The 26,444-nt window shown below is 65.6% G+C and carries 21 protein-coding genes and 1 pseudogene; 5 read left to right on the top strand and 17 right to left on the bottom strand.

Features of this window, described 5'->3' with window-relative positions; genetic code table 11:
- The 17 genes and pseudogenes from ACFZCE_RS24305 to ACFZCE_RS24225 all read right to left on the bottom strand — a co-directional run.
- Positions 1–614 (bottom strand): annotated as a pseudogene (locus ACFZCE_RS24305) (type VI secretion protein VasK); the annotation flags it as partial.
- The gene (locus tag ACFZCE_RS24300) at positions 607–1,704 is read right to left on the bottom strand and encodes a hypothetical protein (RefSeq protein WP_390943098.1); all 1,098 of its coding nucleotides are present in this window, start codon (positions 1,702–1,704) and stop codon (positions 607–609) included. The gene ACFZCE_RS24300 and the pseudogene ACFZCE_RS24305, both read right to left, overlap by 8 nt.
- Positions 1,701–1,964: a PAAR domain-containing protein gene (locus ACFZCE_RS24295; RefSeq protein WP_390943097.1), complete on the bottom strand. Its 264-nt coding sequence runs from the start codon at positions 1,962–1,964 to the stop codon at positions 1,701–1,703. The genes ACFZCE_RS24300 and ACFZCE_RS24295 overlap by 4 nt, the downstream gene beginning before the upstream one ends.
- Entirely contained in the window at positions 1,961–4,288 is a 2,328-nt protein-coding gene (locus tag ACFZCE_RS24290; RefSeq protein ID WP_390943096.1) for a phospholipase effector Tle1 domain-containing protein, read from the bottom strand. Before ACFZCE_RS24290 ends, ACFZCE_RS24295 begins: the two co-directional genes overlap by 4 nt.
- Positions 4,273–4,788 carry a DUF3304 domain-containing protein gene (locus ACFZCE_RS24285; RefSeq protein WP_390943095.1) on the bottom strand — a complete coding sequence of 172 codons (516 nt, stop codon included), beginning with the start codon at positions 4,786–4,788 and terminating at the stop codon, positions 4,273–4,275. The genes ACFZCE_RS24290 and ACFZCE_RS24285 overlap by 16 nt, the downstream gene beginning before the upstream one ends.
- Before the next feature lie 44 nt (positions 4,789–4,832).
- Positions 4,833–5,411: a DUF3304 domain-containing protein gene (locus ACFZCE_RS24280; protein WP_390943094.1), complete on the bottom strand. Its 579-nt coding sequence runs from the start codon at positions 5,409–5,411 to the stop codon at positions 4,833–4,835.
- A complete protein-coding gene (locus ACFZCE_RS24275; protein ID WP_390943093.1) occupies positions 5,402–5,962 on the bottom strand; it encodes a DUF3304 domain-containing protein in 561 nt (186 codons plus the stop codon). Before ACFZCE_RS24275 ends, ACFZCE_RS24280 begins: the two co-directional genes overlap by 10 nt.
- Positions 5,963–6,325: 363 nt before the next feature.
- A complete protein-coding gene (locus ACFZCE_RS24270) occupies positions 6,326–7,141 on the bottom strand; it encodes a DUF4123 domain-containing protein (RefSeq protein ID WP_390943092.1) in 816 nt (271 codons plus the stop codon).
- Positions 7,141–9,558, bottom strand: coding sequence for a type VI secretion system tip protein VgrG (locus ACFZCE_RS24265; RefSeq protein WP_390943091.1), 2,418 nt, complete (start codon positions 9,556–9,558; stop codon positions 7,141–7,143). The genes ACFZCE_RS24270 and ACFZCE_RS24265 overlap by 1 nt, the downstream gene beginning before the upstream one ends.
- Before the next feature lies 1 nt (position 9,559).
- Positions 9,560–12,175 (bottom strand): type VI secretion system ATPase TssH, encoded by a 2,616-nt coding sequence (gene tssH, locus ACFZCE_RS24260; protein ID WP_390943090.1) that lies wholly within the window; start codon positions 12,173–12,175, stop codon positions 9,560–9,562.
- A gap of 69 nt (positions 12,176–12,244) precedes the next feature.
- Positions 12,245–12,739 (bottom strand): type VI secretion system tube protein TssD, encoded by a 495-nt coding sequence (locus ACFZCE_RS24255; protein WP_390943089.1) that lies wholly within the window; start codon positions 12,737–12,739, stop codon positions 12,245–12,247.
- Positions 12,740–12,753: 14 nt separating this feature from the next.
- Entirely contained in the window at positions 12,754–14,370 is a 1,617-nt protein-coding gene (locus ACFZCE_RS24250) for an OmpA family protein (RefSeq protein ID WP_390943088.1), read from the bottom strand.
- A gap of 22 nt (positions 14,371–14,392) precedes the next feature.
- Positions 14,393–15,058 (bottom strand): DotU/TssL family secretion system protein, encoded by a 666-nt coding sequence (locus tag ACFZCE_RS24245; protein WP_390943087.1) that lies wholly within the window; start codon positions 15,056–15,058, stop codon positions 14,393–14,395.
- Positions 15,055–16,401: a type VI secretion system baseplate subunit TssK gene (gene tssK / locus ACFZCE_RS24240; RefSeq protein WP_390943086.1), complete on the bottom strand. Its 1,347-nt coding sequence runs from the start codon at positions 16,399–16,401 to the stop codon at positions 15,055–15,057. The genes ACFZCE_RS24245 and tssK overlap by 4 nt, the downstream gene beginning before the upstream one ends.
- A gap of 18 nt (positions 16,402–16,419) precedes the next feature.
- Positions 16,420–17,955 (bottom strand): type VI secretion system contractile sheath large subunit, encoded by a 1,536-nt coding sequence (gene tssC / locus ACFZCE_RS24235; RefSeq protein WP_390943085.1) that lies wholly within the window; start codon positions 17,953–17,955, stop codon positions 16,420–16,422.
- 31 nt (positions 17,956–17,986) lie between these two features.
- Positions 17,987–18,481, bottom strand: a complete 495-nt coding sequence (gene tssB, locus ACFZCE_RS24230) for a type VI secretion system contractile sheath small subunit (protein WP_390943084.1) — start codon at positions 18,479–18,481, stop codon at positions 17,987–17,989.
- 875 nt (positions 18,482–19,356) lie between these two features.
- Positions 19,357–19,665: a DUF2845 domain-containing protein gene (locus tag ACFZCE_RS24225; RefSeq protein WP_390943083.1), complete on the bottom strand. Its 309-nt coding sequence runs from the start codon at positions 19,663–19,665 to the stop codon at positions 19,357–19,359.
- A 192-nt stretch (positions 19,666–19,857) separates the two neighbouring features.
- On the opposite strand from ACFZCE_RS24225, the gene ACFZCE_RS24220 reads away from it, so the two are divergent.
- From ACFZCE_RS24220 to ACFZCE_RS24200, 5 genes are all read left to right on the top strand, one after another.
- Positions 19,858–20,388 (top strand): RNA polymerase factor sigma-70, encoded by a 531-nt coding sequence (locus ACFZCE_RS24220; RefSeq protein WP_390943082.1) that lies wholly within the window; start codon positions 19,858–19,860, stop codon positions 20,386–20,388.
- Positions 20,389–20,470: 82 nt separating this feature from the next.
- Entirely contained in the window at positions 20,471–20,968 is a 498-nt protein-coding gene (locus ACFZCE_RS24215) for a sigma-70 family RNA polymerase sigma factor (RefSeq protein ID WP_390943081.1), read from the top strand.
- Positions 20,965–21,924 (top strand): DUF4880 domain-containing protein, encoded by a 960-nt coding sequence (locus ACFZCE_RS24210; protein ID WP_390943080.1) that lies wholly within the window; start codon positions 20,965–20,967, stop codon positions 21,922–21,924. Before ACFZCE_RS24215 ends, ACFZCE_RS24210 begins: the two co-directional genes overlap by 4 nt.
- 107 nt (positions 21,925–22,031) lie before the next feature.
- Entirely contained in the window at positions 22,032–24,371 is a 2,340-nt protein-coding gene (gene fecA, locus ACFZCE_RS24205; protein WP_390943079.1) for a TonB-dependent Fe(3+) dicitrate receptor FecA, read from the top strand.
- Between the two features lie 472 nt (positions 24,372–24,843).
- Positions 24,844–26,439, top strand: a complete 1,596-nt coding sequence (locus ACFZCE_RS24200) for a diguanylate cyclase (RefSeq protein WP_390943078.1) — start codon at positions 24,844–24,846, stop codon at positions 26,437–26,439.
- Positions 26,440–26,444: the final 5 nt, after the last annotated feature.

Here is a 26,444-nt window from a genome sequence, read left to right as displayed (position 1 = left end):
AGGCCGGTATCGAGGTACACCGGGGTGGCGCTTTGTTCGGCGCTGAGGGCCCAGACGATGGCGTCGAACGGGCGGCGCGGGCAGAGCTTGCGCCATTGCTGGACCAACGCCGCGGCGGGCTCGCTTTGCAGGCTGCCGCCGTGCAGCAGCAGTACCCCTTCGGCCTCGAGCCAGTGCTGGGCGGCCAGGGTGGGGGCCACGGCTTCGATCTGCTCGGGCTCGCCGGTAACCAGCACAACGCGGACCTTGTGGCGCCAGAGGGGGCCGTATTGTTGGCGTAGGGTGCCACGCAGGCTGCCTGGCCAGGTGAGCGCACTGGACACTGGCGCCTGGCGCGGCGCCCAGGGTACCGAAGTGCCTAGCGCGCCCGCCGCCCGCATGCGAGCCAACCCATCCCAGGCCATCAACAGCAGCGGGCAGAGGATGCCCAGCGCCAGCCAACCGCTCAGCCCGTACACCGCCAAGCGCGCTAACGAGAGCGGCGGCCAGCCATACTCAGCGTGATAACCGTAGTAAAACAGGCAAGCCAGCAGCACCAAGGCCGCCATCAAGATTCCATAACCCACCACCATCCACACCGACGAGTGTTGGGCCTGTACGTCATTGTTATTCATGAAACACGGCCACTCCCATGGCGATTGATTGTTCCGGGTACTCACACAGCCAGCCGCAAGCCTGCTGGCCATCAGCCGCCTGCAACACCGCCAGCGATGCCGCCACGAACGGCGCAAAGCCCCCCAAGGTTCCCCAATAGCGGCTCAACTCATGCGCCCCGGCCTGCCAGCCCGCTGCGGCAAAGCTGCCCAAGGCGGCCTCTCCCAGCGCCAGGCAATGCGGCGGCGGCCGCTTCAACCCAGCCGCCTGCTCGGCCACGGCACAACACTCCGCGGCCGGCGCCGCGCCAGCCAACTCATCGCTGCGATGCAGGTGCGCCGTGGCGCCGGGCGCCAACCACCAAGCAAACGCCGCCTCCCCGGTGCTGGCGCCCGGTTGTGGCGTGGTCACGCCCGCGCACAGCAGCACGTCGTCGCCAGATTGCTGGTGGTAGCGGTCGATCAACAGGTCGAGGCCTTCGGCCCCGCCCACATCGAGCACGAGCGCCGGCAACACCACGCCGGCCTCGGCAAAGGCCGCGCTGAACGCCGCCAGGCCAGCGGCCTCGCCGGCCCAGGCAACGCCGCGCAAGCGCGGGCCATGCAGCGCGACACCGGGCCGCGCCAATACCTCCCGCGCCAGGTCTGCCGCCACTGCCGCCGCGCGGCTGGCGTGAGGGTCGAGCGCCGGGCTGCAGCGCAGCACCTGCCCAGGGCCCTCAGCCGAGGGGCGCCGGGCCAAGGCCATCAACTGGCGATAGGCGCCCTGCTCCGCGCCGGCCGGCCCTAGCAGCGTGACCTCCTGCACCGGCACACTGGCGCCACGCCAGGCCCACCACTGGGCGCGCGCGGCGCCTACGGTGCGGCGAAAGGCAGCGCGGTTGAGCAAGCCCACTTGCCACACCCACAGCCGCAGGCCGAGCGCAGCCAGCCAACACAGCGGCAACACCGCGCTGTAACCCCACAAGGCCGCGCGCGGCGCACCCTCCGGCCACAGCAGCAGCGCCAGCAGGGTTTGCCCGCCCCACAGCAGTAACAACCCCCAGCCCCAGCGGCGCCAGGCCGGCGCGCGCGGGGTGATGTAATCGGGGTACCGCGGTGGCTGCTTCATGAGCGCACCCGCATCTGCGCCGCCGCCAGGCTGCTGACCAAGGTGCAACCGCAGGCGCAACGGTGGCCGTGCAGTGCCACCGCCTGGCCATTGACCCGGCAATGGCCGCTGCCCTCGGCAATCTGGGTCAGCCCATGCTGGGCGCAGCGCACCTGCGCGCCTACACAGGCCAAGGGTTTTTGCAACGCGCGAAAGTGCCCTTGCAGCACCTCCCCGCCAAACGGGCTGAGGGTATCGCCCTGGCGAACCGGCGGCCTCATGCTTTCGCCCCTTTCGCCGGGACCATCTGCACACCCTCGGCCTCCATGTCGGCGATCAGGGTGGCGATGCGCAAGTCCTGCTCGGCGGCCAGGCGCTCGCTGCGCAGGCGTTTCACCGTGTCGCCGAACGCATAGCTGTATTCCAGGTTATCGGGCGCGCCGCCCACGAACGGCAGTACCTCGCCAGTGGCAGCGTCGGCCACTTCGTACTCCGGCAGGCCGTAATCCCGCGGGCCGTAGTAGTGCAGCACGTATTCGCGGGGGTGGACCGAGGGTGCGATACCCACGGGGTGGCCACCTACGGCAAACAGGCGCAGGCGCTTGTTGCTGATGGTGTCGAAGAAGATGACGCGGTGTTGTAGGTAGCCGCCCCAGGGCTCGCGAGCCTTCAACAGATCGTGGAGAAACCACGCGCGTGAGTCGTGCACCTGGTCATCGAACAAGGCGACGATCGCGGCCAAGGTCGGGTCATCGGAGACCCGGTAATGGGGGCCGATATGTTGCGGGAAGAGCTTGGTGGCAATCGGGGCGGCATGTTTGATAATGGCCCTGCGCTCGAGGGCTTGGTCCACGCGCAAGAGGAGGTAGACGTCAGATATAGCTTCCAAGCCGGGTAGAAGCTTGGCATGCATTACACCATTGTGAGGGCGCCTGGACGGCGAAAACCGGTAATCCGCTTTGAACTCGCCGGCTGCCTGGCTGAGCTGGGTTTTGTCTACCGTCGGCTCATAGTCCGCGGGCACCGGGATACCGACGTGCTCCGCCGGAGTACTGGCACCGGCTAATTTTGTCTCGTTATCCGCCCTCGCGCTGGCTTGCAGCTTTTTACGCGCCTGCCGCTCCATGGCCTGCGTAGCGGCATCCTTTTCAGTGGCGTTCAGGTAAAAGGGAAGCTGTGCATACTTGCCACGGGCATAGCGGTCGATGCGCCAGGCAGTCAGCCAGTGCATCTGGTTGGCCATGGCCGCTTCCAGGGTTTGCCCCGAATCGATGGCTTCGCCGAACTCCACCGTTTGGTTGAGCGTTTCCTCATCCAGGCCCAACGTATGCCGCCACGCATTGAAGCGCCGTACCAGCTCTGGAGAGATGTCGAATTCGCGGATGGCGTTGCCCGGCATTGACCTGTAGTCGTGCTTTTCGCGCAGCCATTCCGGTAGGCATTTCCTCAGAACAGTCAGCGGCGCCCCCGCTTTGAAGGCCGCGGCGTACATATCGTGCAGCACGATCTGAGAAAGAACATGTTCAGCTCCGGCCAAGGCTTTACCTTGATCGCCCCTGGGGTAACCGCCGCCTACATCAGAGTGCATACCGGGGTAAAGCACCTCGGTGGCATACGGTGGATATCGCCCATCCTTATAGCGAGCTGAATCCACCGGAAAACTCAGCCGTTGCTCGTGAGCGGCCACAAAATGTTTGCATACTTTGATCCAGTTAGGGAAACGTTCAGCGTCTGGTAATTTCTGCGTATCATCAGCCCAACTGGCGTGACCGTCGACAAACAGCCCCATATCTGTGGTGCCGACAGAGGCCACGGTATCCATGATGCCGAGAAACTCAACCGAGACCCTGATGCCTAATAGTGCTTGTTCAGGCTTTTCGGCCCCCGGCGGAGTATCGAACATCTCGCTCAGCCAGTTGACGAAGGCCCGGGCTTCAGCTGCGCCGCGGGAGAAGCCGTAGACGAAGAGCTTGATCGCGGGGTATTTGGGCTGGGACTTTTCGAGACAGGGTCTTAAAGTTTCCAAAAGTTTCTTGAAAGCATTGCGCCGACTTGGACTTCCTGGGCGAAAATCTATATAAGGAGTAGCCATTTCTCTTAGGCAACTCCTCGCCACAGTCAGATTCAATTCATCTCCAACGAGGGTAAGACACAAGACATCTATGATTCTGAGAAGCCCCCAATTTATCCGATTTTCGCCACCAGCCCCAGATGACATACCCAAGGTTGTATATTCCAGCTCACCAATTTCAGGAAAAGGAGTACCCACGCCCGGAATATAATATGAAAAAAAACCTTCTGACGTCTTATTTAGCGCAGCATGAAATAGCCGCGCCGGGTTTGTAGGGTGAGATGGGTCCGCTTGAGTATCAGCTAGCTGATTATTATTGGTACCATCAAAAAAAATACTAACATGTAAACTTTTTGCACAACCCCCCCTTGCTTTTGTAGTACCCCGGGACTCAGCTCCCCTTTGGTAAGCTCGCAGCTCAAATTCTTGATTATAATAGTTATCCAAGACAGTTTTTTCTCCCAAATACAATCGACCCTCCTCAGGAAACACAGCTGGGAAATGAACAAAATCTTCTTTTAATTCTCTGGACATACTGCGGGCTCCTCCATCTCCAATGGCTCTTTAATTGGATGCCTCGGCGACCAATACGCAGCACATGAATGGGTTATCTTGACCCTTCTACAAGTCAGAAAATGAACAGTAGGCCCGCAAAAACTATCACCATATTCGGGAACATCTAAAACCACCCGATACATTTCAAAATTTTTTGCATGGGCTTCCCAAGCTCCCTTTTCGAAACCGAAACCTTCTTTTCGCATAGGAATATCCGCATCAGGATTAGGATCCACTTCCCATTCGATAGTAGCTTTAAGGCCTGGGCGCCACTTCGCTAGCACAGCGGCGCAGCAGGAGTAGCCACTTTCTCCAAAAGGTCTTACGCCTGCTCCCCGTTGCCCACTATAAGAAAACCAGTTAATACCAACTGCAGTGTGATTTACTCCCTTGATATTTCCGTAATAAACCTCACTGACGTTTTCGGCACCATATAAATTGGCAGACGAGCACATCAGAATAAGTAAGGAAGCAGGCATGCACCGCCAGCACCTCTGGATAAGCCGGTGTCTGAAGTTCGCACTTAGATAGTTACTGGACATTCGGCCGGCTCCTCCATCTTCATTGGCTCTTTTATAGGATATTTTTTTGAGAATTGGGCAATACAAGAATGTGTGACCTTTACTTTTCTACAGGTCAAGAAATGCACGGTCGGCCCGCACACTTTAACCCCGTACTCTGGGATGTCCACCACAGCATGATGCCGCTCAAAATTTTTGACATGGGCAGCCCATGCTTCCTTTTCAAAGCCAAATCCTTCCTTAAGCATTGGAATGTCTGCATAGGGGTCAGGATCAACTTCCCATTCAATGGTAGCCTTCAGACCAGGGCGCCATTTAGCAGAAACCGCAACACAGCATGAGCCACCTCTCTGACCAAAGGGCGGAACATTCGTGACCCTCTCTCCATTATAAGAAAACCAATTAACACCTACCGCAGTGTGATTAACACCTCTTAAATCTCCATAATAAAAAGCGACCTCCGGGTTTTCTTCCGCACTGGAAATAGAGCCCACCAGAACAATAGCGGCAATCGACCCACTTCTGACAAAACCCCTAAATAATTTGCTCAAATATTGAGCTGCCGGAATTTTTACGGACATACTGCAGGCTCCTCCATTTTCTCTGGTTCTTGAATAGGGTGATTAGGTGAAAAATGCGCAAAACAAGAGTGTGTAACCTTTACTGTCCTGCAGGTTAAAAAGTGTACTGTCGGGCCGCACACTTCTTCTCCATACTCTGGGATGTCCACCACGGCATGGTGCCGCTCAAAGTTTTTCACATGGGCAGCCCATGCTTCCTTTTCATAGCCAAAGCCTTCCTTGCGCATCGGGATGTCTGGATAGGGATCGGGATCCACTTCCCATTCAATGGTAGCCTTCAGTCCAGGGCGCCATTTAGCATGAACCGCAGCACAACATGAACCGCCTCGCTCACCAAAGGGTGGAATATTTGTGACCCTCTTGCCATTATAAGAAAACCAATTAACACCTATCGCAGTGTGATTAACACCTCTTAAATCTCCATAATAAAAAGCAACCTTAGGGCCTTCTTCCGCACTGGAAGTAGAGCCCACCAGAACAATAGCGGCAATCCTGACAACACCCCTAGATAACGTGCTCAAACATTGAGTTACCGTAATTTTTACGGACATACTGCAGGCTCCTCCATCTTCAACGGCTCTTTATCAGGATGCTCCGGCAACCAATATGCGGAACAGGAATGAGTTACCTCATTCCCCGACGCACTTCCGAAGCCCCCCGAAAAAACCAAACTCGCGCCACAAACAGCCCCTGGCCTGTATTTGAAGCCCCTCATTTCGCAAACTCCCTCAAACCCAGCGCGGCTTCGCCCCCGCCAGAAACGCCCTCCGCGGGCTCTTCGGCTAAACACCGCTTACACCGCACAACCTCACCCGGCGCGGGCTGCACATCGGCTGAATGGCCCTCCCCACAACCAGCCACCGCCACATACGCGCAGAACAACACGTCTACTGCCCACTCCAGGGCTTTCACTCTCAACTCCATGGCTGGCCCCCTGCCGCGGTGGCCGCGACAGCGGCCCAACGCGCTTCCAGGCGTGGCCCGGCGTACATTTCAAGGTTGCCCAGCCACCCTTGCGTGCGCGCCTCGCGCGCCAGTTCCAGGCACAAGGCGAACCGCGCCTGCTGGGTCGCCCCGCGGCAATAGGTGCCGGCAAGGGCCATCAGCCCTTCGGCGTCGCGAACGTCCAACAGCCGGTCCAGTTGCTCGTCACTCAGCACGAGCGGTGGGCCCTCTTCGGGAGTGGGGAGGTCGTGGCGCCAAGTGCCATGGCGCAAGATGGGTTGCTGATCACGGTCGAGCCAGGCCCAGCCGAGGGCGACCTGTGTGAAGCGCGCTTGTTGCGCTTCGCTGAGCACGTCGTCGAGCAAGACCGGCCACACCCGGGTGTCGAAGTAACGCAACAGGCCGACCTGCCCGGCCCAGTCGAACTGGGCCAGGCCGCGCAGGGTGGTGCTGAGCGTGCTGAACGCCAGCGGTGTAAACAGCACCAGCAGGCCCGGCAGCGCCCACAGGTGCCGCGCCAGTTCCGCCAGCCAGGCCTTGTGCCGGCGTTCGTTGAGGTCGATGCGCATCAGCAGCGGCGCCAGGTGCTCCAGGCGTTGTTCCGGCAACCCCTGGAACAACGAAAAACACGGCAACGGCGGCTGGAGCATGCCGATGGCGGGCAGCAGCGGTTGCTCCCAGCAGGCCTGGTCGACGATCACGTCGAGATGGCGATGGCCATAGCAGGCACAGGCGCGCTCGAGTTGTTGCAGCCAGGCTTGTTGCGCGGGGGTGTTCAGAAGCATCAGGCAAACCCTCGCATCACCGCGCCCGCCGCCCGTTTCGCGGCCCGGCGCAGGCATTCTTCGCACACCGACTGGGGCAGTTCAGGCAGGGCGAAGCTTTCGCCGCCGGGCAGGTCCCACTCGTGTTCACCCTTGAAACTCAGCACACCAGGGCTTTGCACCTGGATGTCACCGTTCTCGGTAATACGAATAAACCCGCCGCCACACCCCAGGGTGATGCCCTTGAGCGCGGTGATCCTCACCTCCCCCTGGGTAGCCTGCACCGTCACCTCGCCCAAGGCGGCGAGCCCCATGCGGTCACCATGGGCCTCGAGCTCCAGCGGCCCCTTGCCGGCCACTACGCGCACCCCTTCCTCGCGCGCCAACAGGCTCATGCCTTGGTGCGATTGCAGGCTCAGCCGCTCGGCGGCCGCGGCGTGCAGGTGCGCGCCGCTGCGCAGGTAGGTGCTGCCGCCGGCGCTGAGCAGCAGTTGCTCAGGTGTGGTGGCAGCGATGCCTTGCGGGGCACTGAGCACGATGGCCGGGCCGGCGAGTTGCTCGGCCTGGCGTTGCAGGTGCTGCAGGCCTTCGGTGGCTGGGGCCGGGCTGCGGTGGGCCTGGGCGATTTGCTGGCATTGCTGGAAGTGCCGCTCGGCGCCTTCGACCAGGGCCAGCGCGCTGCGCATGTCGAGCACCTGCCCGCCCGCCTTCACCTGCTCATCAGCACTGACCAACACCCCCTTCCCCGCCCGCAACACCCCCCAGGCATCGGTACGCAGCTCAAACCCCTCGCCGCGCTTGTGCTTCGCGGCATCCACCAGATGCCCCAAGTTCAACTGGCTCTTGCCACCAAACTCGGTGCTCAGCTTCACGTGCTCCTCTCCGCGGCGGTCTTCCATGCGCAGCTTGTTGTTGGCCGGGGTGCGCAGCACGTTGCGGGTTTCGTTGAAGCGGTTCACGGGGTCCACATGCTGTTTGTCGTGCAGCGCGTGGGCGATGTAGGGGCGGTCGGGGTCGCCGTGTTCGAAGGCGATCGCCACTTCGGTGCCGGGTATCAGCGGCAGGTGCAGGCCATGCTTGGCGCCGGCGTAGGGCCGGGCCAGGCGTAGCCATTGGCTCTCCTCGCCCTTGGGCCAGGGGTGCAGGTCGAACACGAAGCGCACGCGGTAGCGGCCGTCGTTGTCGAGGTCGGCGTAGGGGCGGCCGGGGTCGAAGCGTTCGGTGACCCGCGCCGGCAGGGTGCCGGCCATCACCGGCTTGGGCTTGAGTGGCGGGCGGTAGGCGACGCTTTCTATAAAGGGGATGCCGCTGAACTGCACCTGGTAGTTGCGCTGGCGGTGGCCGCGTACGCGGGTGTGGGTGATGCTCACGCCTTCGGCGAAGGCCTGCGGCGGGCCGTTGCTGATGGGCAGGGTTTGCCCGGGGGCGAGGCTGGCGCAGCTGCTTTCGCCGCTCAGGCGGGTTTGCCCGTTGAGGTAGCGTTCGTGCAGCAGCCGCGCGCTGAAGTAGGCGCTGGGGCTGGGCAGTTGGCGGCCGCGGTCGATGGTGTCGCCGACGTCGACGAAGCAGTCGTCGAGGTGGTAGGCCAGGCCGCGGGTGGTGGTGGTGTTGCCGCGGGTGTGGTCCACGCCCACGTCTTCGTCGTAGGCGCGGCCGGCGTCGACCCCGCCGTTGGACAGCGGGCTGAGGTCCATGTAGCTGTAGTGGCGCACGCGCACGGCTTTTTCCACCACCTGGTGCTCGGCGCGCAGGGCCCACACGGCGTCTTCGCCATCGTTGGCCAGGCCCGCTTCGGCCACGCAGGGCAACTCCGTGGCGGTGGGCGGGGTGAACTGGTCGTCGTGAAAGTGCATCACGCCGATGCCGCCGCTGTGGATCTCGGCGAAGCGGTACCAGATGCCCACCTCGGCCAGCAGGCGGTCGATGAAGGCCAGGTCGCTTTCGGCGTACTGCATCACCTGTTCGCGCTTGGCGTACTCGCGGGCGAGTTCGAAGCGGCATTCGTAGGTGGGGAACTGGTTGTGCTCCACCAGCACGCTTTTGACGATTTCCGGGATGCTCTGGTGCTGGAAGATCCGCGAGTACTGGCCGCGGCCGAGCAGCGCCAGGCGCGGTTGCAACGTGACCTGGTAGTGGGTTCGCTCCTTGCTGCGCTTGAGGTGCTTGAAGCCGGTGATGAAGCCGAAGATCGAGCGCAGCGGGGCCGGTTGTTGAACCTGCTGGCCGGCCCAGGCGGGTTTGACCGGGGCGGCGTGCAGCACCAGGCTGGCCTCCTTGGCCAGGACCTGGTCGGGGTGGATGTCCAGCGCGCTGGAGTCGAATTCGATTTGGTAACTGAAGGGCTGGCTGAGGTGCTCTTCGCCGTCGAAGGCGATGACGTCAATGGCGGCGTCGAGGCCTTGGATAGTGAGGGAATAGCGAGTGTAGGGCTGGGCCATCTCAGGCGCCCTCCTCGGCATCAACAAACTCCAACACCACCCCCTGCGCCTCGCAGTAACGCAGCGCCACCTCGCTCGCCCGCCGCCCCAGCGCTTGGCGCCGCAGCAGTTGCTCGGCCAGCGCCGGCAGTACCTGTTGGTCCAGCAGGCTGCCGAGGTGGCGGGCGCCGCTGTCGGGGTCGAGGCAGGCGGCGGCCAGGCCTTCGCTGAGGCTGGGGTGGAAGGTCGAGGCGAGGCCGTAATGGCGGTGCAGGCGGGTGGCAAGAGTGGCCAGCTTCAGCTCGACGATGCGCTGCAGGGCGCTGGCGCCCAGCGGGCGGTAGATCAGGGTTTGGAAGCGCGCCAGCAGCGCCGGCTGGAAGTGCCGGCGCAGGGTTGGGTGGAGCACCTCGAACAGTGGCAGGCCGGGGGTTTCGGGGTGCTCGGCGAGGCGGCTGAGCAAGGCGTCGCTGCCGAGGTTGGAGGTCATCAGGATGACCGTGTTGCGAAAGTCGATGTCGCGACCTTCGCCGTCGCGCATCCAGCCGCGGTCGAACACTTGGTAGAACAGTTCGAGCACGTCGTGGTGGGCTTTTTCCACTTCGTCGAGCAGCACCACACTGTAGGGGCGTTGGCGTACCGCTTCAGTGAGCACGCCGCCGCGGCCGTAGCCCACGTAGCCCGGCGGCGAGCCTTTGAGTTGGCTGACGCTATGGGCTTCCTGGTACTCGCTGAGGTTGATGCTGACCAACGCCTGCGCGCCGCCGAACAGCACGTCGGCGAGGGCGTGGGCGGTTTCGGTCTTGCCCACGCCGCTGCTGCCGACCAGCAGGAACACCCCCAGCGGGGTGTGCTCGCTGGCCACCCCGGCCTTGGCCGCGCGCAAGCGCTTGGCCAGGGCGCTGAGCGCGCCGGGCTGGCCGATCACCCGTTCGCCGAGGCGGGCTTCGAGTTCGAGCAGGTTGGCCTGTTCGCTTTTGAGCAGGCTGCCGAGGGGGATGCCGGTCCAGTCGGCGACCACTTCGGCGACGCTGCGCGGGTTGACGTCGATGTTCAGCAGCGGCCGCCCACCCTGGTGGCGGGCCAACTGTTGGCGCAGCAGTTCGGCTTCGTCGAACTTGCCGGCCTGGCGCGCGGCCAACAGCGGCAGCAGCAGTTCCAGCTCTACGTGGTGGCGGCGCTGCAGGTCGAGCACCTGGCGGTGCAGCAGGGCTTGCTCGCGGTCGATCTCGCCGAGGCGTTCGCAGGTGTGCCGGTGGCCGCGTTCGCGGTCGGCCTCCAGCGCCGAGCATTCCACCGCCAGGGCGGCCTGGCGGGCCTTGAGGGTCACCAGCGCCTGGGGCTCGCAGTCCAGCGCCATGCGCACCCGGGCGCAGGCGGTGTCGAGCAGGTCGACGGCTTTGTCGGGCAGTTGCCGGCCGCTGAGGTAGCGCTGCGACAGGTTGACCGCGGCCTGTACGGCGGCGTCTTCGACGTGCACGCCGTGGTGGCTGGCGTAGCGCTGCTTGAGGCCACGCAGCATCAGGCAGGCGCCGGCGGCGTCGGGCTCGGCCACTTTCACTAACTGGAAGCGCCGCTCCAGCGCGGCGTCGCGTTCGAAATACTGTCTGTACTCGCTCCAGGTGGTGGCGGCCAACGTGCGCAGCTCGCCGCGCGCCAGGGCCGGCTTGAGCAGGTTGGCGGCATCGCCGGCGCCAGCGGGGTTGCCAGCGCCGATCAGGGTGTGGGCTTCGTCGATAAACAACAGCACCGGCGGCGCGGCTTGCTGCACGGCGTCGATTACCCGTTTGAGGCGCTGTTCGAACTCGCCCTTGACCCCGGCGCCGGCTTGCAGCAGGCCCAGGTCGAGGCTGCGCAGGCCGGTGTTTTGCAGGCTGCGCGGCACGTTGCCTTCAGCGATGCGCAGGGCCAGGCCCTCGGCCAGGGCGGTTTTGCCCACGCCAGGTTCGCCGACCAGGATCGGGTTGTTCTTGCGCCGGCGGCTGAGGATGTCGATCACCTGGCGGATTTCGTCATCGCGGCCGAACACCGGGTCGATCAGCCCGGCGCGGGCCTTGCCGACCAGGTCGTGGGTGTAGAGGTCGAGCACGCTGGCGCCGGCGGCCTCCACGCTGGTCTCGCCGAGCACCTCAGCGCCCAGCACCTCGGCGGGCAGCGCCTCGGCGGCTTCGCAGGAGTGCTCGGCGAGGGCGCCGTGCAGGGCCTGCAGTTGCGCGCCTCCCAGGCTGAGCAACGGCCAGGCGGCTTCGCAACTGAGCAGTTCGGGGGCGGCCGCCAGGGCGCTGAGTACGTGCAGCGAGCGCAGGCGGTCGTGGTCTTCGGCCAGCGAGGCCTTCAGCCACGCTTGCTGGATCAGGGTTTGCAGCTTGCCGCACAGCTGCGGCTTGGCCTGCACGCTGCGCGGCAGGCTGTCGAGGTGGGCGAGCAGGCCCTGCCAGAGGGCCTCCTGGTCCCACTCGTAACGGCGGGCGATCAACGGCAGGTCGCCGCTGCCGGCCTCGAGCAACTTGAGCAGCCAGTGCTCGACGCAAATCTGGGCATGGCCGCGCTGCTGGCACAGCGAGGCCGCCGCGCTCAGCGCCTGGGCGCAATAGGGGTTCAGGCGGCGAAGCAGGTGGGCGGAGGATGGCGCGGCCATGGTCGGTGTTCCTTGTTCTCGTTCGGGTGGGAACGAGCCCCCGGCGGGCGGGGGCTCGCGTGGGGAGGATCAGGCCGCGGTTTCGCGGGTGTTCCAGGCGTCGGCGTGCTGCACGTTGCCGTCGAGGTACTTCCAGGTGATGGTTTCGTAGCGCAGCTCAAGCTGCTCCAGGTGGTTGAACTTCTCCTTGGCGGGGTCTTTCACGTTGTGCATCAGTGGGGCGACCTTCACCACCTTCACGTTGTCCAGCGTGATGTTGTAGTACTCCACCTCCTGGCCGCCGTCGTTGATGCGGTAGAACTTGAACTCGGCGCGCTTGAGCGTTTGCCCGGTGGTCGCCGCCTTGTACAGGTAGGGGGTACTGGCATCGACCTCCTTGGTGAACTCGAACGCGTTGTGCACGCGGGTGCCGGTGAGCTTGCCGGTGCTGTTGTCGGTGGGGATGTAGACACAGTGCTGATGGGCCACAACCTCAATGCTGCCTTCACGGCCTTGTACATCGACCGAGCCTTTGATCTCGGCACCGCCGTCGTCTTGCAGCCACAGGTACATCGGAATAGCCATATAAAACGCCTCTCTCAAGATTGCGCAGCCGCACCTTGCGGCTGCTCGGTAATGCCCGGCGCCGTGGCGGCGGGCGCGCAGGCCCCTGCGTTCGGCACCAGGCGGATATCGACGCGCCGGTTGCCGGCGCGCCCGTGTTCACTGTCGTTGGGGTGCAAGGGTTGGCTGGCGCCAAAGCCCTGCACGGCAAAGCAGTTGCCCTGCAGCCCGCCTGTTTGCTGCAGCCAGTCGCGCACCGCCCGCGCCCGGGCGAACGACAGCGCCAGGTTGCGCTGGGCATCGCCGCGGGCGTCGGTGTGGCCGGCGATCACCACCAGCGCGCCGGGTTGCGCCTGGATCTGCATCAGCGCGTTGACCAGCACCGGGGTGGCTTCGGCCTTGAGTTGGGCGCTGCCGCTGTTGAACCGCGACAGGCTGTTCAGGCTCAGCGCTTGTGGTGCCGGCGCCACCGCCGGCGGCACCGTGGCCGGCGGCAGCAGCAACCAGGGCCGCAGGGTTTCGCCGCAGTAAAAGCCGAAGCCCAGCCCGGGCGGCGGGCCATGGCGGCGGTGGTGGTCGAGGCGCGCGGCCCAGCCCGCCAGCGCAGCGCCGGCGGCTTCGCGCTCGGGCCCTGGCGGCAGCGCCAGGTAGGCGTGCACCTGGTCGCTCAAGCGGCCGGCCATCCGCAGGTTGTGCCAGGCGGCGCTGGCCAGGCTGAGCAGCGCCGCGGCGGTGAAGGCCCACAGCGCGATCAACCCGGCCCGGCGCCGCGGCGCGTGGTTGCGCGGCGCCGGCAACAGCGCCAGCAGCGGGTCCGGAAACGGCAGGCCGGCCGGGCCGGCGGCAGCCTTAGGCAGTGCCAGCGGCGCGCCGCCGGTGAGCCAGCGCTGCCACAGGCTGCCGGCGCTGGGCCCTTCGAGGCCGGGCACCCAGGTGGCGGCCCAGGCCAACGGCAGGCAGCTGCCCGCGCCTTCGCCGGTGCCGGCGAGCATCGGCACGCCATCGCCGCGCAGGCCCTCGATCAACCCCAGCAGTTGCACCGCGCGCTGCAGCCGCTGCACCTGCTCGGCGCGCCCAGCGCCTTGGCGTTGCCAACGGGCCAACGGCAGCGTGCTGCCGGCTTCGTGCACCTGCAGGGCGCCGCCCTGGCCGCTGAACCATGGCTGTTCGCCCTCCCCGCCCGGCAGGTAGCTGGCCAGCAGCCAAGGCAATGCCGCGCCCTGCTGGCGCGCCCGCGCCAGTTGGTAGCGCCAGGCGCGCAGGGCCACCGCCAAGGCGTCGGCATCGCTGAAGGTGTCGGGCTGCAGCACCAGCACCGCGCTCAGGCGCCCGCCCCAGTGGGGGCGTTGCGCGAGCACTTGGGCGGTGGCGGCGGGCAGTGCCTCGGCCTCGGCCACGGCGAGGTAGCAGGCGTGCCGGCGCAGGTGCACGCCGGGGGCAAAACCCCCGCCGCAGAGCAGCACCACCGGCAGGTGGTAGTCCACCGGTGGCAAGCCCGGCAACGCTGCAACGGCCTGCCGCCGTGGCTGCCCGGCGTGGCGCCAGCCCACGGCCAGCGCGGCCAGCACCAGCGCCGCCGCCGGCCAACCCAGGCGCCAGGCTCGGGGAGCAGCGCCAGCCAGCCCAGGGCCAGGGCGCCACACCACAGCCACAAGGCACGCACCAAGCGCACGCTCATGGCAGCGCCTGTGGCGGTTGCAGCGCCGCCAACGCGTGGCCCAACTGGGCGTCGCACAGCCACCAGGCGCCGGCCAGCAATGCGCAGGCCAGCAACCCATGGCCGAACATCCCCAGCCGTGCGCGGGCACGGCGCAGCCCGGCGGGCGCCGCCACCGGCAGCGCCAGGTCGCTGTCCAGCGGCCCGCCATGGGCCTCCAGCGCGGCCAGCAGTTGCAGGCGTTCGGGGGCGTCCTCGCGGTCGAAGCGGCCCTTGAAGCCCAGCAGCAGCACGCGGTGGAACACACCCAGTACGCGGGCGTCTGGCGCCGGCTCGGCAAGCGCCGCGTGCATGGCTTCGAGCAACGCCTCGCCGGCCTGGTGGTGGCCGAGAAACTTCGCCTGCAGCAGCTCCCCGGCCCAGGCGTGGCGGTCGGCTTCCGGCATGCTGTGGAGCAAGGCTTCGTCGAGCAGCGCGCACTGCGCCAACTGCACCCGGGCCGCGCTCAGCGGGGTCAGCCCGGCCGCGCGCAAGGCGCCCGGCAGCGCCTCAGCGGCGGCTTCGCATTGCTTGCGCAGCACGCCCACATCGCTGACCTGGGCGCCCACGCGCAGTTGCACCAGCAGCAGGTAGGTGGGTTGCATCACGTGGTCGAGGCTGTTGCAGAGGGTCACCGCGCTCATGTGCGTAACACCGCGAACAGTTCAAGTTGGGCCTCGGCGAGCCGGCTGGGCACGTAGATCGCGCAGCCGCCGGCGGCCACCAGGGCATGGCCCTGGGGGGTGTCGAGCTTGAGGTGGAAGTACTGGTGTTCGAGGCGCAACGGCAGCGCCGCCGGCACGTAGGCCAGGGGCATCAGCGGCACGCCGTCGAGGGCGGAGTTCACCAGGCGGTCGAGGTCGTCGGGGGCGGCCACCTTGCACAGCACCGGCACCTGCTGCTGCACCTGCGCCAGCGGCAACGCCGAGCGCACCGAGAGGTACAGGTCGAGCCCACCCGGCTCGCGCAGGCGCGGGTCTTCCAGGCGCGCCTGCCAGCGGTGCGGCTGGGCCCGCGCCAGCTCCAGCGCCACCACCCGCGACGGCAGGCTGGCTTCGAGCAGGTTCGAGAGCAACCCCATCAGCGGCGGGAACACCGCCTGCGGCCGGGCGTGGTCGTAGGGCGGGATGGCGCCCAGGTCATGCTCCAGCGAGAAGGTCAGCAGGCTGCCGGCGAGCTTGGCCATTTCCTGGTACACCGCTTCCGGGTGGCGCTGCGGTTGCGCGAGCAGGCCGGCGAGGATCGGCTGATAGGTGTTCAGCGCGTTGAGCAACCAGAACAGCGACACGTCGGCCACGGCGAAGTCGGCCATGCGCTGGTTGCTCTCGCGGCGCAGGCCCATCAGCCGCTCGCGCTTGGCCTGCAACTGGTTGAGCAGGTGCCCCAGTTGCTGGCACAGCCCCGGGTGGGCGGCGAAGCTCAGCAGCGGCGGCACGAAGGTCGGGTCCAGCGCCCAAGCGCCGTGGCCGTCGCGGATCACCCGGGCGACCGGGCAGGTCAGGTAGTCGGCGTTGGCGCCGCCGGCCAGGCGCAGGGTCAGCTGCGGTTCGAGTACGGCCATGTCTACGGTGTTCTCGCCGTAGAGGTCTTGCACCGGCTTCCAGGCCTGGCGGTAACGGGTGGGCAGCGGCGGCGTTTGCCCCTGCAACTGGCAATTGCCGCCGTTGGCGTGCTCCAGCGGCAGCGCCAGCAGCACCTCGGCGCTGTCTTCGGCCAGGCCGGCCAGGGCCATGGCCGGCGGCAGTGGGTCGGTGCGGGCGGTGTCGAGCAGGCTGCCATCGGCCAGCCGCACGCACAGGTGCTCGGCCTTGAGCGTGCCGAGCTTGAGCGCCTCGGGGTCGAACTCGGCGGCCTGCACCCCCCAGGGGTGCAGGTGCGCCAGGCGCGCGACGCATTCGGTGGCCCAGGCGGCCACCCGCGCCTGCTGCTGCAGGTGCTGTGGCGCCAGGTGGATGCCTTCGGCCCAGAGCGGGCGATCGATTCTCATCGTTGCGCTCCTGGGCGATCAGGCCTTGGCCTTGGGCATTTGCGAGACCAGCGAGAGGTTCACGTCCATCCCCTCGACCTGGAAGTGCGGCACCGCGTACAGGCGCACGCGGAAGAACCCGGGGTTGTCTTCGATGTCCTCGACGCTCACCTTGGCTTCGCGCAGCGGGTGCGAGGCTTGCAGGTCATCGCTGGGGTCGGTCATTTCGGTCACCAGCCCGCCGATCCACTTGTTCAGCTCCATCTCGAGCACGCGGCGGTCCTTGGTGGTGCCGATGTTTTCGCGCTGGATCAGCTTGAGGTAATGGGCGATGCGCGAGAGCAGTAGCACGTAGGGCAGGCGCGCGTTGATGCGGCTGTTGGCGGTGGCATCGGGGCTGTCGTACAGCGCTGGCTTTTGCGCCGAGTTGGCGGAGAAGAAACACGCGTAGTCGCGGTTCTTGTAGTACGAGAGCGGGATCAGCCCGAGGTTGGCGAACTCGAATTCGCGGGTTTCCGGGATCATCACCTCGGAGGGGATCTTCACCTGGTTGCCGGTGCCCAGGTCGTACAGGTGGATCGGCAGGTCGGTGACCGCGCCGCCGGCCTGGGGGCCGCGGATCTGCACGCACCAGCCGTTGCTGACGAAGCTCTTGACCATGTTCGCGGCGAAGGCGAAGGCGGCGTTGGTCCACAGGTATTTGCCGTGGTCCGGGCCCTTGACGTTCTCCACGTAGTTGAAGCTGCGCACCGGCACGGTGTCAGGCCCATAGGGCAGGCGGCCGAGCACCCGCGGCAAGGTGAGGCCGATGTAACGGGCATCGTCGCTGTCGCGAAAGGCCTTCCACTTCAGGTATTCGGCACGGTCGAAATAGTTGCCGATGTCCTTGATGGCGGCCACTTCTTCCATCGTCTGCTTGCCGAAGAACGCCGGCCCCACCGCGCCGATAAAGGGCATGTGCGCGGCCGCGGCGACCTTCGACAGGTTGCGCAACAGGGCGATGTCCTGTGCGCCACGGCCGAACTCGTAGTTGGAAATCGCCGCGGCGATCGGCTCGCCGCCGGGGGTGTCGTACTCCTGGGTATAGGTGTGTTGATAAAGGCCGCTCTGGGCGATTTCCGGGGCGTCTTCGAAGTCCTGCACCAGGTGTTCCTTGCTCACGTCGAGCAATTCCAGGCGCACGTTCTGGCGGAAGTCCGTCTGCTCGACCAGGCCCTTCACGCCGCGCCAGGTGGCTTCGACGCGCTGGAAGTCGGGGTGGTGCATCACCGCGTCGAGCTGCTGGCTGATCTGCTCGTCGAGGGCGGCGATGTGCTCGTCGAGCAGGCGCCGGTCAAGCCGCTCGACCTGCCGCGCCGACTGTTTGAGGCGGCCGAGCAGCACGCTGACCGCCGCGGTCACGCGCTCGTCGGCAGAGGCTTCGGCGAGGGTTTCATCGTTCTGGAAGGCGTCGATCGGGCCAATGCCCTGCACCGGGCTCAGGTTGATTTTTTCGAACAGGTTGGCGTAAACGCTGTGGCCAGCGGCGGCCGAAGGGCTGCCGGCAGCCGGCGCGGTGTCGTGTTCCATGGGCATGGGAAGTGTCCTAAAGGCAGTGGGGGAAGGGTCAGCGCGGCGCCAGCGCGGCCAGCTCGGCGTGCAGCCCGGCGCTCAGGGCCGGGTCTTTGAGGATGCGTTCGAGCTCATGGCGGAAGGTGGCGTTGTCGAGCAGGTTGGATTTGAGGTCGCGCAGCAGATTGCGCATCGCCAGCAGCGCGCGCAGTTGCGGGATCTGCCGGGCCACCTGCTCGGGCTCGAAGTCCTTGAGCTGGTCGAAGCGAAGGTCCGCGGCCAGCTCGCCCAGGTCGGGCGCGAGGGTGTTGGGCACGGCCAGCTTGAGCCGCGGCGAGAACTCGCCCAGTACGCTGTCGAAGTTGTTCTTATCGATGCCGACCTTGTTGCGCGCCGACAACGGCGCCTGTTCGCGGCCGTTGCTGTAGTCGCCGAGCAGCATCAACTTCAGCGGCAACTCGACCTTGCGGCTGGCGCCGCCGGTGTGCAGGTCGAGGGTGATGTTCACGCGTGCCTTGGGCACTTCATGTTGAAAGCTTTTTGCGGCCATAACGTCTCCAGAGCCCCAGGCGCCGAAGCGGGGGCTAGTTCAAAAGGGAACCACTCAGTGCCCAGGCGAAACTGGGCGGTGGGTAGTTTCAGGCGGCCTGAGCGCGGCCTCTGTAGGCACTTTCGCAAGGGTGCCGCTGAAAATGCTGCAAAACGGCTCGAAGCGTGGGCTAGCCCCCGCTGTTGGCCGGCGACAGCGGTGCCGGCCAAGCGCAAAGAAACTAACTTCAACTGAAAGCCAAGGGCAATGGTTCCCAATGGCCATGTCAGAAAAGTCTGCGGAATAAACCGGCAATCACTCCCTATTTTCTGAGACTGAACGCGCGGAAGAATATTTTTCTTGAAGGAAAGTTCTGAACATCCACTTAATTGCGGGCAACTTTAATACAAATTATTTCTAGCGCCGCAAAAGTGCCCAAGGCAATATTCTGAATTATTTAAATAAGTACTGGCGGCGCAGGCCTTCACTGGCCTGGGTCAAGCAATCGGTTGTTTGAGCCCAAGGGCCCTAAGCCCGGCTTAGCCGTAATGCTGTTCACTTAATCAATCAGAGCGCTAAATCGGGGTTAAAAAGCCCTGATTTCTTCAAATGGTTTTACTGAGCGCATGACCTGACTGGCCCATCGCCCGGCACAGCCGGAGTGCCGGACCACGGCCTCCCACCAGATGTGTGTAAGTACTTGATTTACGGGGCAACACAGAACTGGTGGGAGGCCGGCTGTGCCGGGCGATGGGCCCTGAAGCTCATGCACAAAGTCAGCAGAGCTCACAGATTGATCTCTTCCGTAAAGCCGTGAAATGGCTTAAGTGAACAGCATTACGGCTTAGCCGGCCTGCCACAACGCCTCAGAAAGCCCCGGTAACGGGCCGGTTACCCTAGCGCGGCGCCTGGCGAGACGTGCGGATCTCCACCAACTTACCCTCGATGAACCGCAAATACCGGTAAGCGCCGTTATCGGGGCCGTAAACCCACCAGGTCACGGTCACAGCATTGGCGCCGGGGGCCATGTAGGTGCGCGGCTGGGGGTATTCGGTGTGCTGGTAGGGCGGCGCGCCGCATTTGCCCTGCACCGTGCCGATGGGGTCGCCTTCGTCGATCAACTCGGTGCCGCAACGCATGCTGGCCTGGGCCCCGCTGGCCAGCGCGAGGGTAAACACGGCAAACAACCACGGGCGGCAATCCATAAGCACCTGCATCGTTAACGGAACGGTGGCCTGAGTTTAGCCCAGCGGCAGCGGCGGTTGGCGCGCGGCAAGCCCAGCAGCGCCTTAATAAAATAGATTCTCATTTGACAATCATAATCATCCAGCCCTAAGGTGATGGCAGGCCATGGACGCCGTCACCCTTCGTTTACCCTCCGCCGCACAGGTATCGCCATGCAGGACACAGGCACCGCGGGCCTCGCCCCTCTTCTGCAAACCCTGATTTCGAACCGGGCCGGGCTGGTCAAGACCGCGGCGAGCATCACCGGCTGCCACAGCCGCGCCGAAGACGTGGTGCAGGACGCCTTCCTCAGGGTATCGGCCATGAGCGCCGAGGCGCTGCCCGGCAATGCCTTGCTCGGCTACGTGTTTCGCATCGTCCGCAACCTGGCGATCGACCACTACCGTAAGCAGGCAATGGAACGCAAATACGTGGTGTGCGATGAGCAGGACCTCAACCGCGCGCCGCAACTGGCCACGCCCGAAACCATCAACGCCGACCGGCAAACCCTGGGTAGCGTCGACCACGCCCTGGCGCAACTGCCCACGCGCACCCGCTACGCGTTCGTGATGTACCGGGTGCACGGCAAGCAGCAAAAAGACATCGCCGCCGAGCTGGGGGTGTCTCCCACGCTGGTGAACTTCATGGTTCGTGACGCGCTGCTGCACTGCAAAAAACGGGTGCTCGGCGAGCCCTGCGCCTGACGCCAGCGGATTGCACCTGACAAAACCTTCAGCTTAGAATGCGAAACATTTTCAAACGCATTCAATTCTGCAGGCCCTCCCCGTGCCCAGCCCCTACCCTACCGCGCAGGTCGAGCGCCTCTATACCGACCATCGCCACTGGCTGGCTACCTGGCTGCGGCGCCGGCTGGGCTGTGACGAACGCGCCGCGGACCTGACCCACGACACCTTCATGCGCCTGCTTTCGGCGCGCCAGGCCACGCCGATCAACGAGCCGCGGGCGTTCCTCACCACCCTGGCCAAGCGCGTGCTGTTCAACCACTACCGCCGCCAGGACCTCGAGCGGGCCTACCTGGCCAGCCTGGCGCTGCTGCCAGAAGCCCTGGCGCCAAGTGAAGAGGAACGGGCGATTTTGTGGGAAACCCTGGTCGCGCTGGATGAGCTGCTCAGTGGCCTGGCGCCCACCGCCAAGCGCGCCTTTTTACTGGCCCAGGTCGATGGCCTGAGCCAGGCGGCGATCGCCCTGGAGCTGGGTATTTCGCTCGCCACGGTGAAGCGCCACCTGCACAAAGCGGCAATGCGCTGCTACTTCGCGCTATGAACGGCGCCCTACGCGCGGCATCGGTGGCCCGGCCGGTGGCCGAACAAGCGGTGCACTGGTGGCTGGAACTGCAAGGTGGGCCCCTGGCCGATGAACAGCGCCGCCAATGGCAGGCATGGCTGGCGGCCAGCCCGGAGCACGCGCGGGCGTGGGCGCACATCGACCAGGTCAACCAGCACCTGGGCGGGCTGGCGCCGCCGCTGGCCCATGCCACCGTGGGCCTGCCCACCGCGCCGGCACGCCGGCGCGCGCTGAAAACCCTGCTGGTGCTGGCCATGGCCGGCGGCGCCGGGGTGCTGCTGGAACGCCAGGGCAGCTTCACCCCGCTGCTGGCCGACTACCGCAGCGGCCTGGGCGAACGCCGCCGCTGGGCGCTGCCGGACCACAGCCAGCTCGAGCTGAACAGCGGCTCTTGTGCCGACGCGCACTTTGCCGGCGGTGAGCGCCTGGTGCGCTTGCTGGAGGGCGAGGCGTTCATCACCTGTGCCGCGGCCGCGCAACCGTTGCGGCTGGCCACCGCGCAAGGGGCACTACTACTTGACCAGGCCCGCGCCGACGTGCGCTTGCTGGGCGGGCGAACGCGCGTATCGCTGTTCAGCGGCCGCGCCCAAGTGCTGCCAAAAAGCTGGGCCGGCGCGCCGCTGTGGCTGGAAGCCGGGCGCCAACTGGAGTTCACCGAGGCGCAGGCACTGGCGCCGCGCCCGCTGGACCCGAACGCCAGCGCCTGGCGCGACGGCATGCTGATCGCCGCGCACATGCCGCTGGCGGAGTTTCTCGGTGAGCTGGGCCGGTACCGCCGTGGCCACCTGCAGTGTGACCCCGCGGTGGCGCGCCTGCTGTTGTCGGGCAGTTACCCGCTGGGCGATACCGAGCGCATTCTCGACCTGCTGCCCAGCGCGCTGCCGGTCAGGGTGCAGCGGGTGACGCGCTTTTGGGCGCGGGTGGTGGCGGCCTGAGGCAGGCCAAGGGCCGCAAACATTTTTCAATCATCCTGAGCTGTTTTCCAACCCTCGCGTGACAAGCCCGGTGAACCCACCCTTAACCGTCTCTGGAATTCACCTGCATGCGTGCTCCCTTCAACACCCTGCGCGGCCTGGCCCTCGGCACCGGCCTGCTCACCGCCCTTGCCGCCCACGCTGAAACCCCGGCCCCGCGCAATTACCACATCGCGCCGATGCCACTGGAAGCAGCCCTGAACCAGTTTGGCCGCGAAGCCAATGTGCTGATCTCGTTTGGCTCGCAGGCCACTGCTGAGCTCAACAGCGCTGGCCTGGAAGGCACCTACAGCGTGGAGGCGGCGCTGGCCGCGCTGCTGGCCGGCAGTGGCCTGGAAGCCCGCGCCGAGGGTAATGGCGCCTACAGCCTGCAGCCACGCCCGGCCGCCGCCGCGCAGGCCGCCGGCGCGCCGCTGCAACTGGGCACCGTGGCGGTGATCGGCGACTGGCTCGGCGAAGCCGACGAGGTAAACGTGTTCGACCACCCCGGCGCCCGTGATGTAGTGCGCCGCGAGGCCTTCGAGCGCAGCGGCGCCGCCACGGTGCGCGAGGTGCTGGGGCGCATTCCGGGGGTCAACGCGCCGGAAAACAACGGCACCGGCAGCCACGACCTGGCGATGAACTTCGGCATCCGCGGCCTCAACCCGCGCCTGGCGACCCGCTCGACAGTGCTGATGGACGGCATCCCGCTGCCCTTTGCGCCCTATGGCCAGCCGCAGTTGTCGCTGGCGCCGGTCAGCCTGGGCAACCTCGACGCGGTCGATGTGGTGCGCGGCGGCGGCGCGGTGCGCTATGGCCCCCAGAACGTGGGCGGCATCGTCAACTTCGTGACCCGCGCCATCCCCCAGCAGGCGACGCTGAAAGGCGGCTACCAGACTGAGCTGTCGCCCTCCTCCAGCCAGGACGGCTTCAAGCACACCGCCAACCTGCTGGCCGGTGGCACCAACGCCAACGGCCTGGGCGGGGCGCTGCTGTACTCCGGCACCCGCGGCGGCGATTGGCGCGAGCACAGCGACACGCGCATCGACGACCTGATCCTCAAGGGCAACTATGCCCTGGACGACGCCAACAGCTTCAATGCCGAAGCGCAGTACTACGACGGCGAAGCCGACATGCCCGGCGGGCTGACGGCCGCGGCCTACAAGGCCGACCCTTACCAGTCTACCCGCCAGAAAGACCGCTTCTGGGGCCGCCGCACGCTGGTCAATGCCGGCTACCGGTACCACCAGGACGACCGCGAATTCACCGTCAACAGTTTCTTCACCCACACCCTGCGCAGCGGCTACCTCGACCAGGGCAGCTTCCTCTCGCTGTCGCCCCGGGAATACTGGGTACGCGGGCTGGAAACGCGCTTCTCGCAAGGCTTCGCCCTGGCCGAGACCCAGCACGAGGTGAGCCTGGGCTACCGCTACATCAACGAGGCCGGCCACGAGCAGCGCTTTCGCGAAAGCACCGCCAGCAACCTCTACCCCAGCACCAGCAGCCTGCGCGACCGCGATACCCGCGGCTACACCGAGGCCCATGCGTTCTATATCGACGACCGCATCGACATCGGCCGCTGGACCCTCACCCCGGGCATCCGCTACGAGTTGATCGACTCACGGCAAAACAACAACCTGACCCAGGTGGACTACCAAGGGGATTACACCACCGCGCTACCGGCGTTGAACGTGCTGTACCGGCTCAGCGAAACCTGGAACCTCTACGCCAACACCGAGGGCTCGTTCGGCAGCGTGCAGTACAGCCAGATGCCCAACCGGGTGAACAGCGGCGAGGTGAAACCGGAAAAAGCCCGCACCTGGGAAGCCGGCACCCGCTACGACAACGGCGACCTGCAGGCTGAGCTGGGCGCCTTCGTGATCAACTTCGACAACCAGTACGACAGCAACCAGACCAACGACACCATCATTGCCCGCGGCAAAACCCGCCACCAGGGCCTAGAGGCCAGCCTGCGCTATGCGCTGGAAGCGCTGAACCCGGCACTGGCCGGGGTACAGGCCTACGCCAGCTACGCGTTGGTCGACGCAACCATCCGCGAAGAAGGCCCCAACCAGGGCAACCGGGTGCCGTTCTCGTCGCGGCACAAGGGCACCTTGGGGGTGAACTACACCAGCGGGCGCTGGAAACTCGACCTCGATGGCAGCTTCCAGAGCGCGCAATACGCCGACAACGCCAACACCGAAGCCGAGAGCGCCGACGGCAGCACCGGGCGCATCCCCGGCTACATGCTGTGGAACAGCCGCGCCGGCTATGACTTCGGCCCGGGGCTGAACGATCTGAACGTGGCGGTGGGGGTAAAGAACCTGTTCAACCGCGAGTACTTCACCCGCTCGTTCGACGACAACAACAAGGGCAAGTACGTGGGTGAGCCGCGTACGGTGTATGTGCAAACGTCTGTGGCGTTTTGACTAGGGTTCGAGGGCCTCTCGCCGTCATGCGGTTCACTTAAGCAATCAGGGCGCTAATTGAGGGTCAAAAGCCCCGATTTCTCCCGATGATTTTACCGAGCGCATGACCTGACCGGCCCTTCGCCCGGCACAGCCGGCCTCCCACGGGTTCTGTATTGCCTCGTCAATCAAGGACTTATACAAATCCAGTGGGAGGCCGTGGTCCGGCACTCCGGCTGTGCCGGGCGATAGGCCCTGAAGCTCATGCACAAAATCAGCAGAGCTCACATGTTCATGCCCTCCACGAGGCCATGAAGTTGCTTAAGTGAACAGCATTACGGCACAGCCGGCCTCCCACAGGATGTTTATTGCCTGGTAAATCAGTGGTTTAAAAAAATATGGCGGGAGGCTGGCGAGGCCGGGCGGAGGGCCCTCAAGCTCCCGCCCCAATGGCCGATACCCTGAGCACCACAGCCCTCCCAGGTAACCACCCGTGCAGTTGTTCCGCACCCTTCGCCAAGCACACCCGATCGCCGGGATCGACACGGCCCGCCGGCCGTTCGACACCCTGCGCCTGGCGTTTGCCTTCGTCGCGCTGGTGGTGCTGGTGATCCTCAGCCTGGAGAGCTGGCGGCTGTGGCGTGACTACCACCGCGCCTACGAGTTGGCGCAGATCACCGTGACCAACCTCACCCGCGCCACCCGCCAGCACGCCGAAGACGCCATCCGCGAAGTCGACGGCCTGACCGCCGGGATCATCGAGCGCATCCAGGGCGATGGCCTGGCGCACATGAACGTGCCGCGCCTGCATGAGCTGCTCAAGCAGCAGGTGAAGATCATGCCGCAACTGGCCGGGCTGTTCGTGTACGGCGCCGACGGCCAGTGGCTGGTCACCAGCCAGGACCGCATCCCGCCGAACGCCAACAACGCCGACCGCGAATACTTCATTTACCACCGCACCCACCCGGAGCTGAGCGTGCACATCGGCGCGGTGATCGCCAGCCGCTCCACCGGCGAGCTGGTGATCCCGGTGTCGCGCCGCTTGAACAACCCCGACGGCAGCTTCGCCGGGGTGTTTCTCGGCACCCTGAGCGTGCAGTACTTCCTTGATTACTATGCCGCGTTCAAGGTCGATGACCGCAGCGTGTTCCTGCTCGCCCTGCGTGACGGCACCCTGCTGGCGCGGCGGCCGTTCGACACCAAGCTGATCGGCACCAACCTCTCCACCAGCGCGCTGTTCAGCCAGTACCTGAGCCAGGCCGACGAAGGCGTGGCCGAGGTGCGCTCGCAGATCGATGGGGTGGAACGGCTGTACAGCTACCGCAGCCTCAACGGCTACCCGCTGATCGTCGACGCGGGGATGTCCCGCGACACCATTCTGCGGCCCTGGTACCGCGACCTGCTGCGCTCGCTGGCGGTGGTCGGCACCCTGCTGCTGGGGCTGTTGCTGCTCGGCGCCGGGTTGTTGCGCGAATTGCGTGGGCGCCAGCACACCGAAGACCAACTGCGCGCCGCGCACCTGGCGCTCGAGGAAATGGCCCTGCAAGACAGCCTGACCGGCCTGGGCAACCGCCGCCGCCTCGACCAGCGCTTGCCCGAGGAGATCGCCCGGGCCCAGCGCGAAGGCACCTCGCTGGCGTTGATCATGCTCGACATCGACCACTTCAAGCGCTTCAACGACCGCTACGGCCACCCCGCCGGCGACGCCTGCCTGCGCGAGGTGGCCGGGGCGATCCGCGCCGCGCTGCGCCGCCCGGCGGACCTCGCGGTGCGCTATGGCGGCGAGGAGATGACCGTGCTGCTGCCGGCCACCGGTGGGCCCGGCGCCTGCCAGGTGGCCGAGGCGATCCTGCAGAACATTCGCGCGCTGGGCATCCCCCACGCTGACCACCCCGGCGGCCAGGTGACCGCCAGCGCCGGGGTGTTCTGCTGCGCGCCGGGGCGCCACCCAAGCAGCGCCAGCGGCATGCTCAAGGCCGCCGACGCCGCGCTGTACATGGCCAAGCACAGCGGCCGGGACCAATGGCGCATGGCCGGGGTAGACGGCTTGTTCAGCGCCACCCCGGGGGGTGTTACCATCGCGCCTTGAGTGTG

The organism is Pseudomonas sp. NPDC007930 (assembly GCF_042958985.1).
In the GTDB taxonomy this organism is placed as follows: Bacteria; Pseudomonadota; Gammaproteobacteria; order Pseudomonadales; family Pseudomonadaceae; genus Aquipseudomonas.
The sequence above is the reverse complement of the archived record's forward strand: the minus strand, read 5'-3'. Positions and strand labels throughout refer to the sequence as shown.

What these genes read in the sequence shown, in the direction of transcription:
- ACFZCE_RS24245 (WP_390943087.1), bottom strand. Translation starts at nt 15,058, where the DNA reads ATGAGCGCGGTGACCCTCTGCAACAGCCTCGACCACGTGATGCAACCC.
- fecA (WP_390943079.1), top strand. Translation starts at nt 22,032, where the DNA reads ATGCGTGCTCCCTTCAACACCCTGCGCGGCCTGGCCCTCGGCACCGGC.
- ACFZCE_RS24275 (WP_390943093.1), bottom strand. Translation starts at nt 5,962, where the DNA reads ATGTCCGTAAAAATTACGGTAACTCAATGTTTGAGCACGTTATCTAGG.
- ACFZCE_RS24255 (WP_390943089.1), bottom strand. Translation starts at nt 12,739, where the DNA reads ATGGCTATTCCGATGTACCTGTGGCTGCAAGACGACGGCGGTGCCGAG.
- ACFZCE_RS24285 (WP_390943095.1), bottom strand. Translation starts at nt 4,788, where the DNA reads ATGCCTGCTTCCTTACTTATTCTGATGTGCTCGTCTGCCAATTTATAT.
- ACFZCE_RS24270 (WP_390943092.1), bottom strand. Translation starts at nt 7,141, where the DNA reads ATGCTTCTGAACACCCCCGCGCAACAAGCCTGGCTGCAACAACTCGAG.
- tssK (WP_390943086.1), bottom strand. Translation starts at nt 16,401, where the DNA reads ATGAGAATCGATCGCCCGCTCTGGGCCGAAGGCATCCACCTGGCGCCA.
- ACFZCE_RS24220 (WP_390943082.1), top strand. Translation starts at nt 19,858, where the DNA reads ATGCAGGACACAGGCACCGCGGGCCTCGCCCCTCTTCTGCAAACCCTG.
- ACFZCE_RS24290 (WP_390943096.1), bottom strand. Translation starts at nt 4,288, where the DNA reads ATGTCCAGAGAATTAAAAGAAGATTTTGTTCATTTCCCAGCTGTGTTT.
- ACFZCE_RS24300 (WP_390943098.1), bottom strand. Translation starts at nt 1,704, where the DNA reads ATGAAGCAGCCACCGCGGTACCCCGATTACATCACCCCGCGCGCGCCG.
- tssB (WP_390943084.1), bottom strand. Translation starts at nt 18,481, where the DNA reads ATGGCCGCAAAAAGCTTTCAACATGAAGTGCCCAAGGCACGCGTGAAC.
- ACFZCE_RS24265 (WP_390943091.1), bottom strand. Translation starts at nt 9,558, where the DNA reads ATGGCCCAGCCCTACACTCGCTATTCCCTCACTATCCAAGGCCTCGAC.
- ACFZCE_RS24295 (WP_390943097.1), bottom strand. Translation starts at nt 1,964, where the DNA reads ATGAGGCCGCCGGTTCGCCAGGGCGATACCCTCAGCCCGTTTGGCGGG.
- ACFZCE_RS24225 (WP_390943083.1), bottom strand. Translation starts at nt 19,665, where the DNA reads ATGGATTGCCGCCCGTGGTTGTTTGCCGTGTTTACCCTCGCGCTGGCC.
- ACFZCE_RS24280 (WP_390943094.1), bottom strand. Translation starts at nt 5,411, where the DNA reads ATGTCCGTAAAAATTCCGGCAGCTCAATATTTGAGCAAATTATTTAGG.
- tssC (WP_390943085.1), bottom strand. Translation starts at nt 17,955, where the DNA reads ATGCCCATGGAACACGACACCGCGCCGGCTGCCGGCAGCCCTTCGGCC.
- ACFZCE_RS24210 (WP_390943080.1), top strand. Translation starts at nt 20,965, where the DNA reads ATGAACGGCGCCCTACGCGCGGCATCGGTGGCCCGGCCGGTGGCCGAA.
- tssH (WP_390943090.1), bottom strand. Translation starts at nt 12,175, where the DNA reads ATGGCCGCGCCATCCTCCGCCCACCTGCTTCGCCGCCTGAACCCCTAT.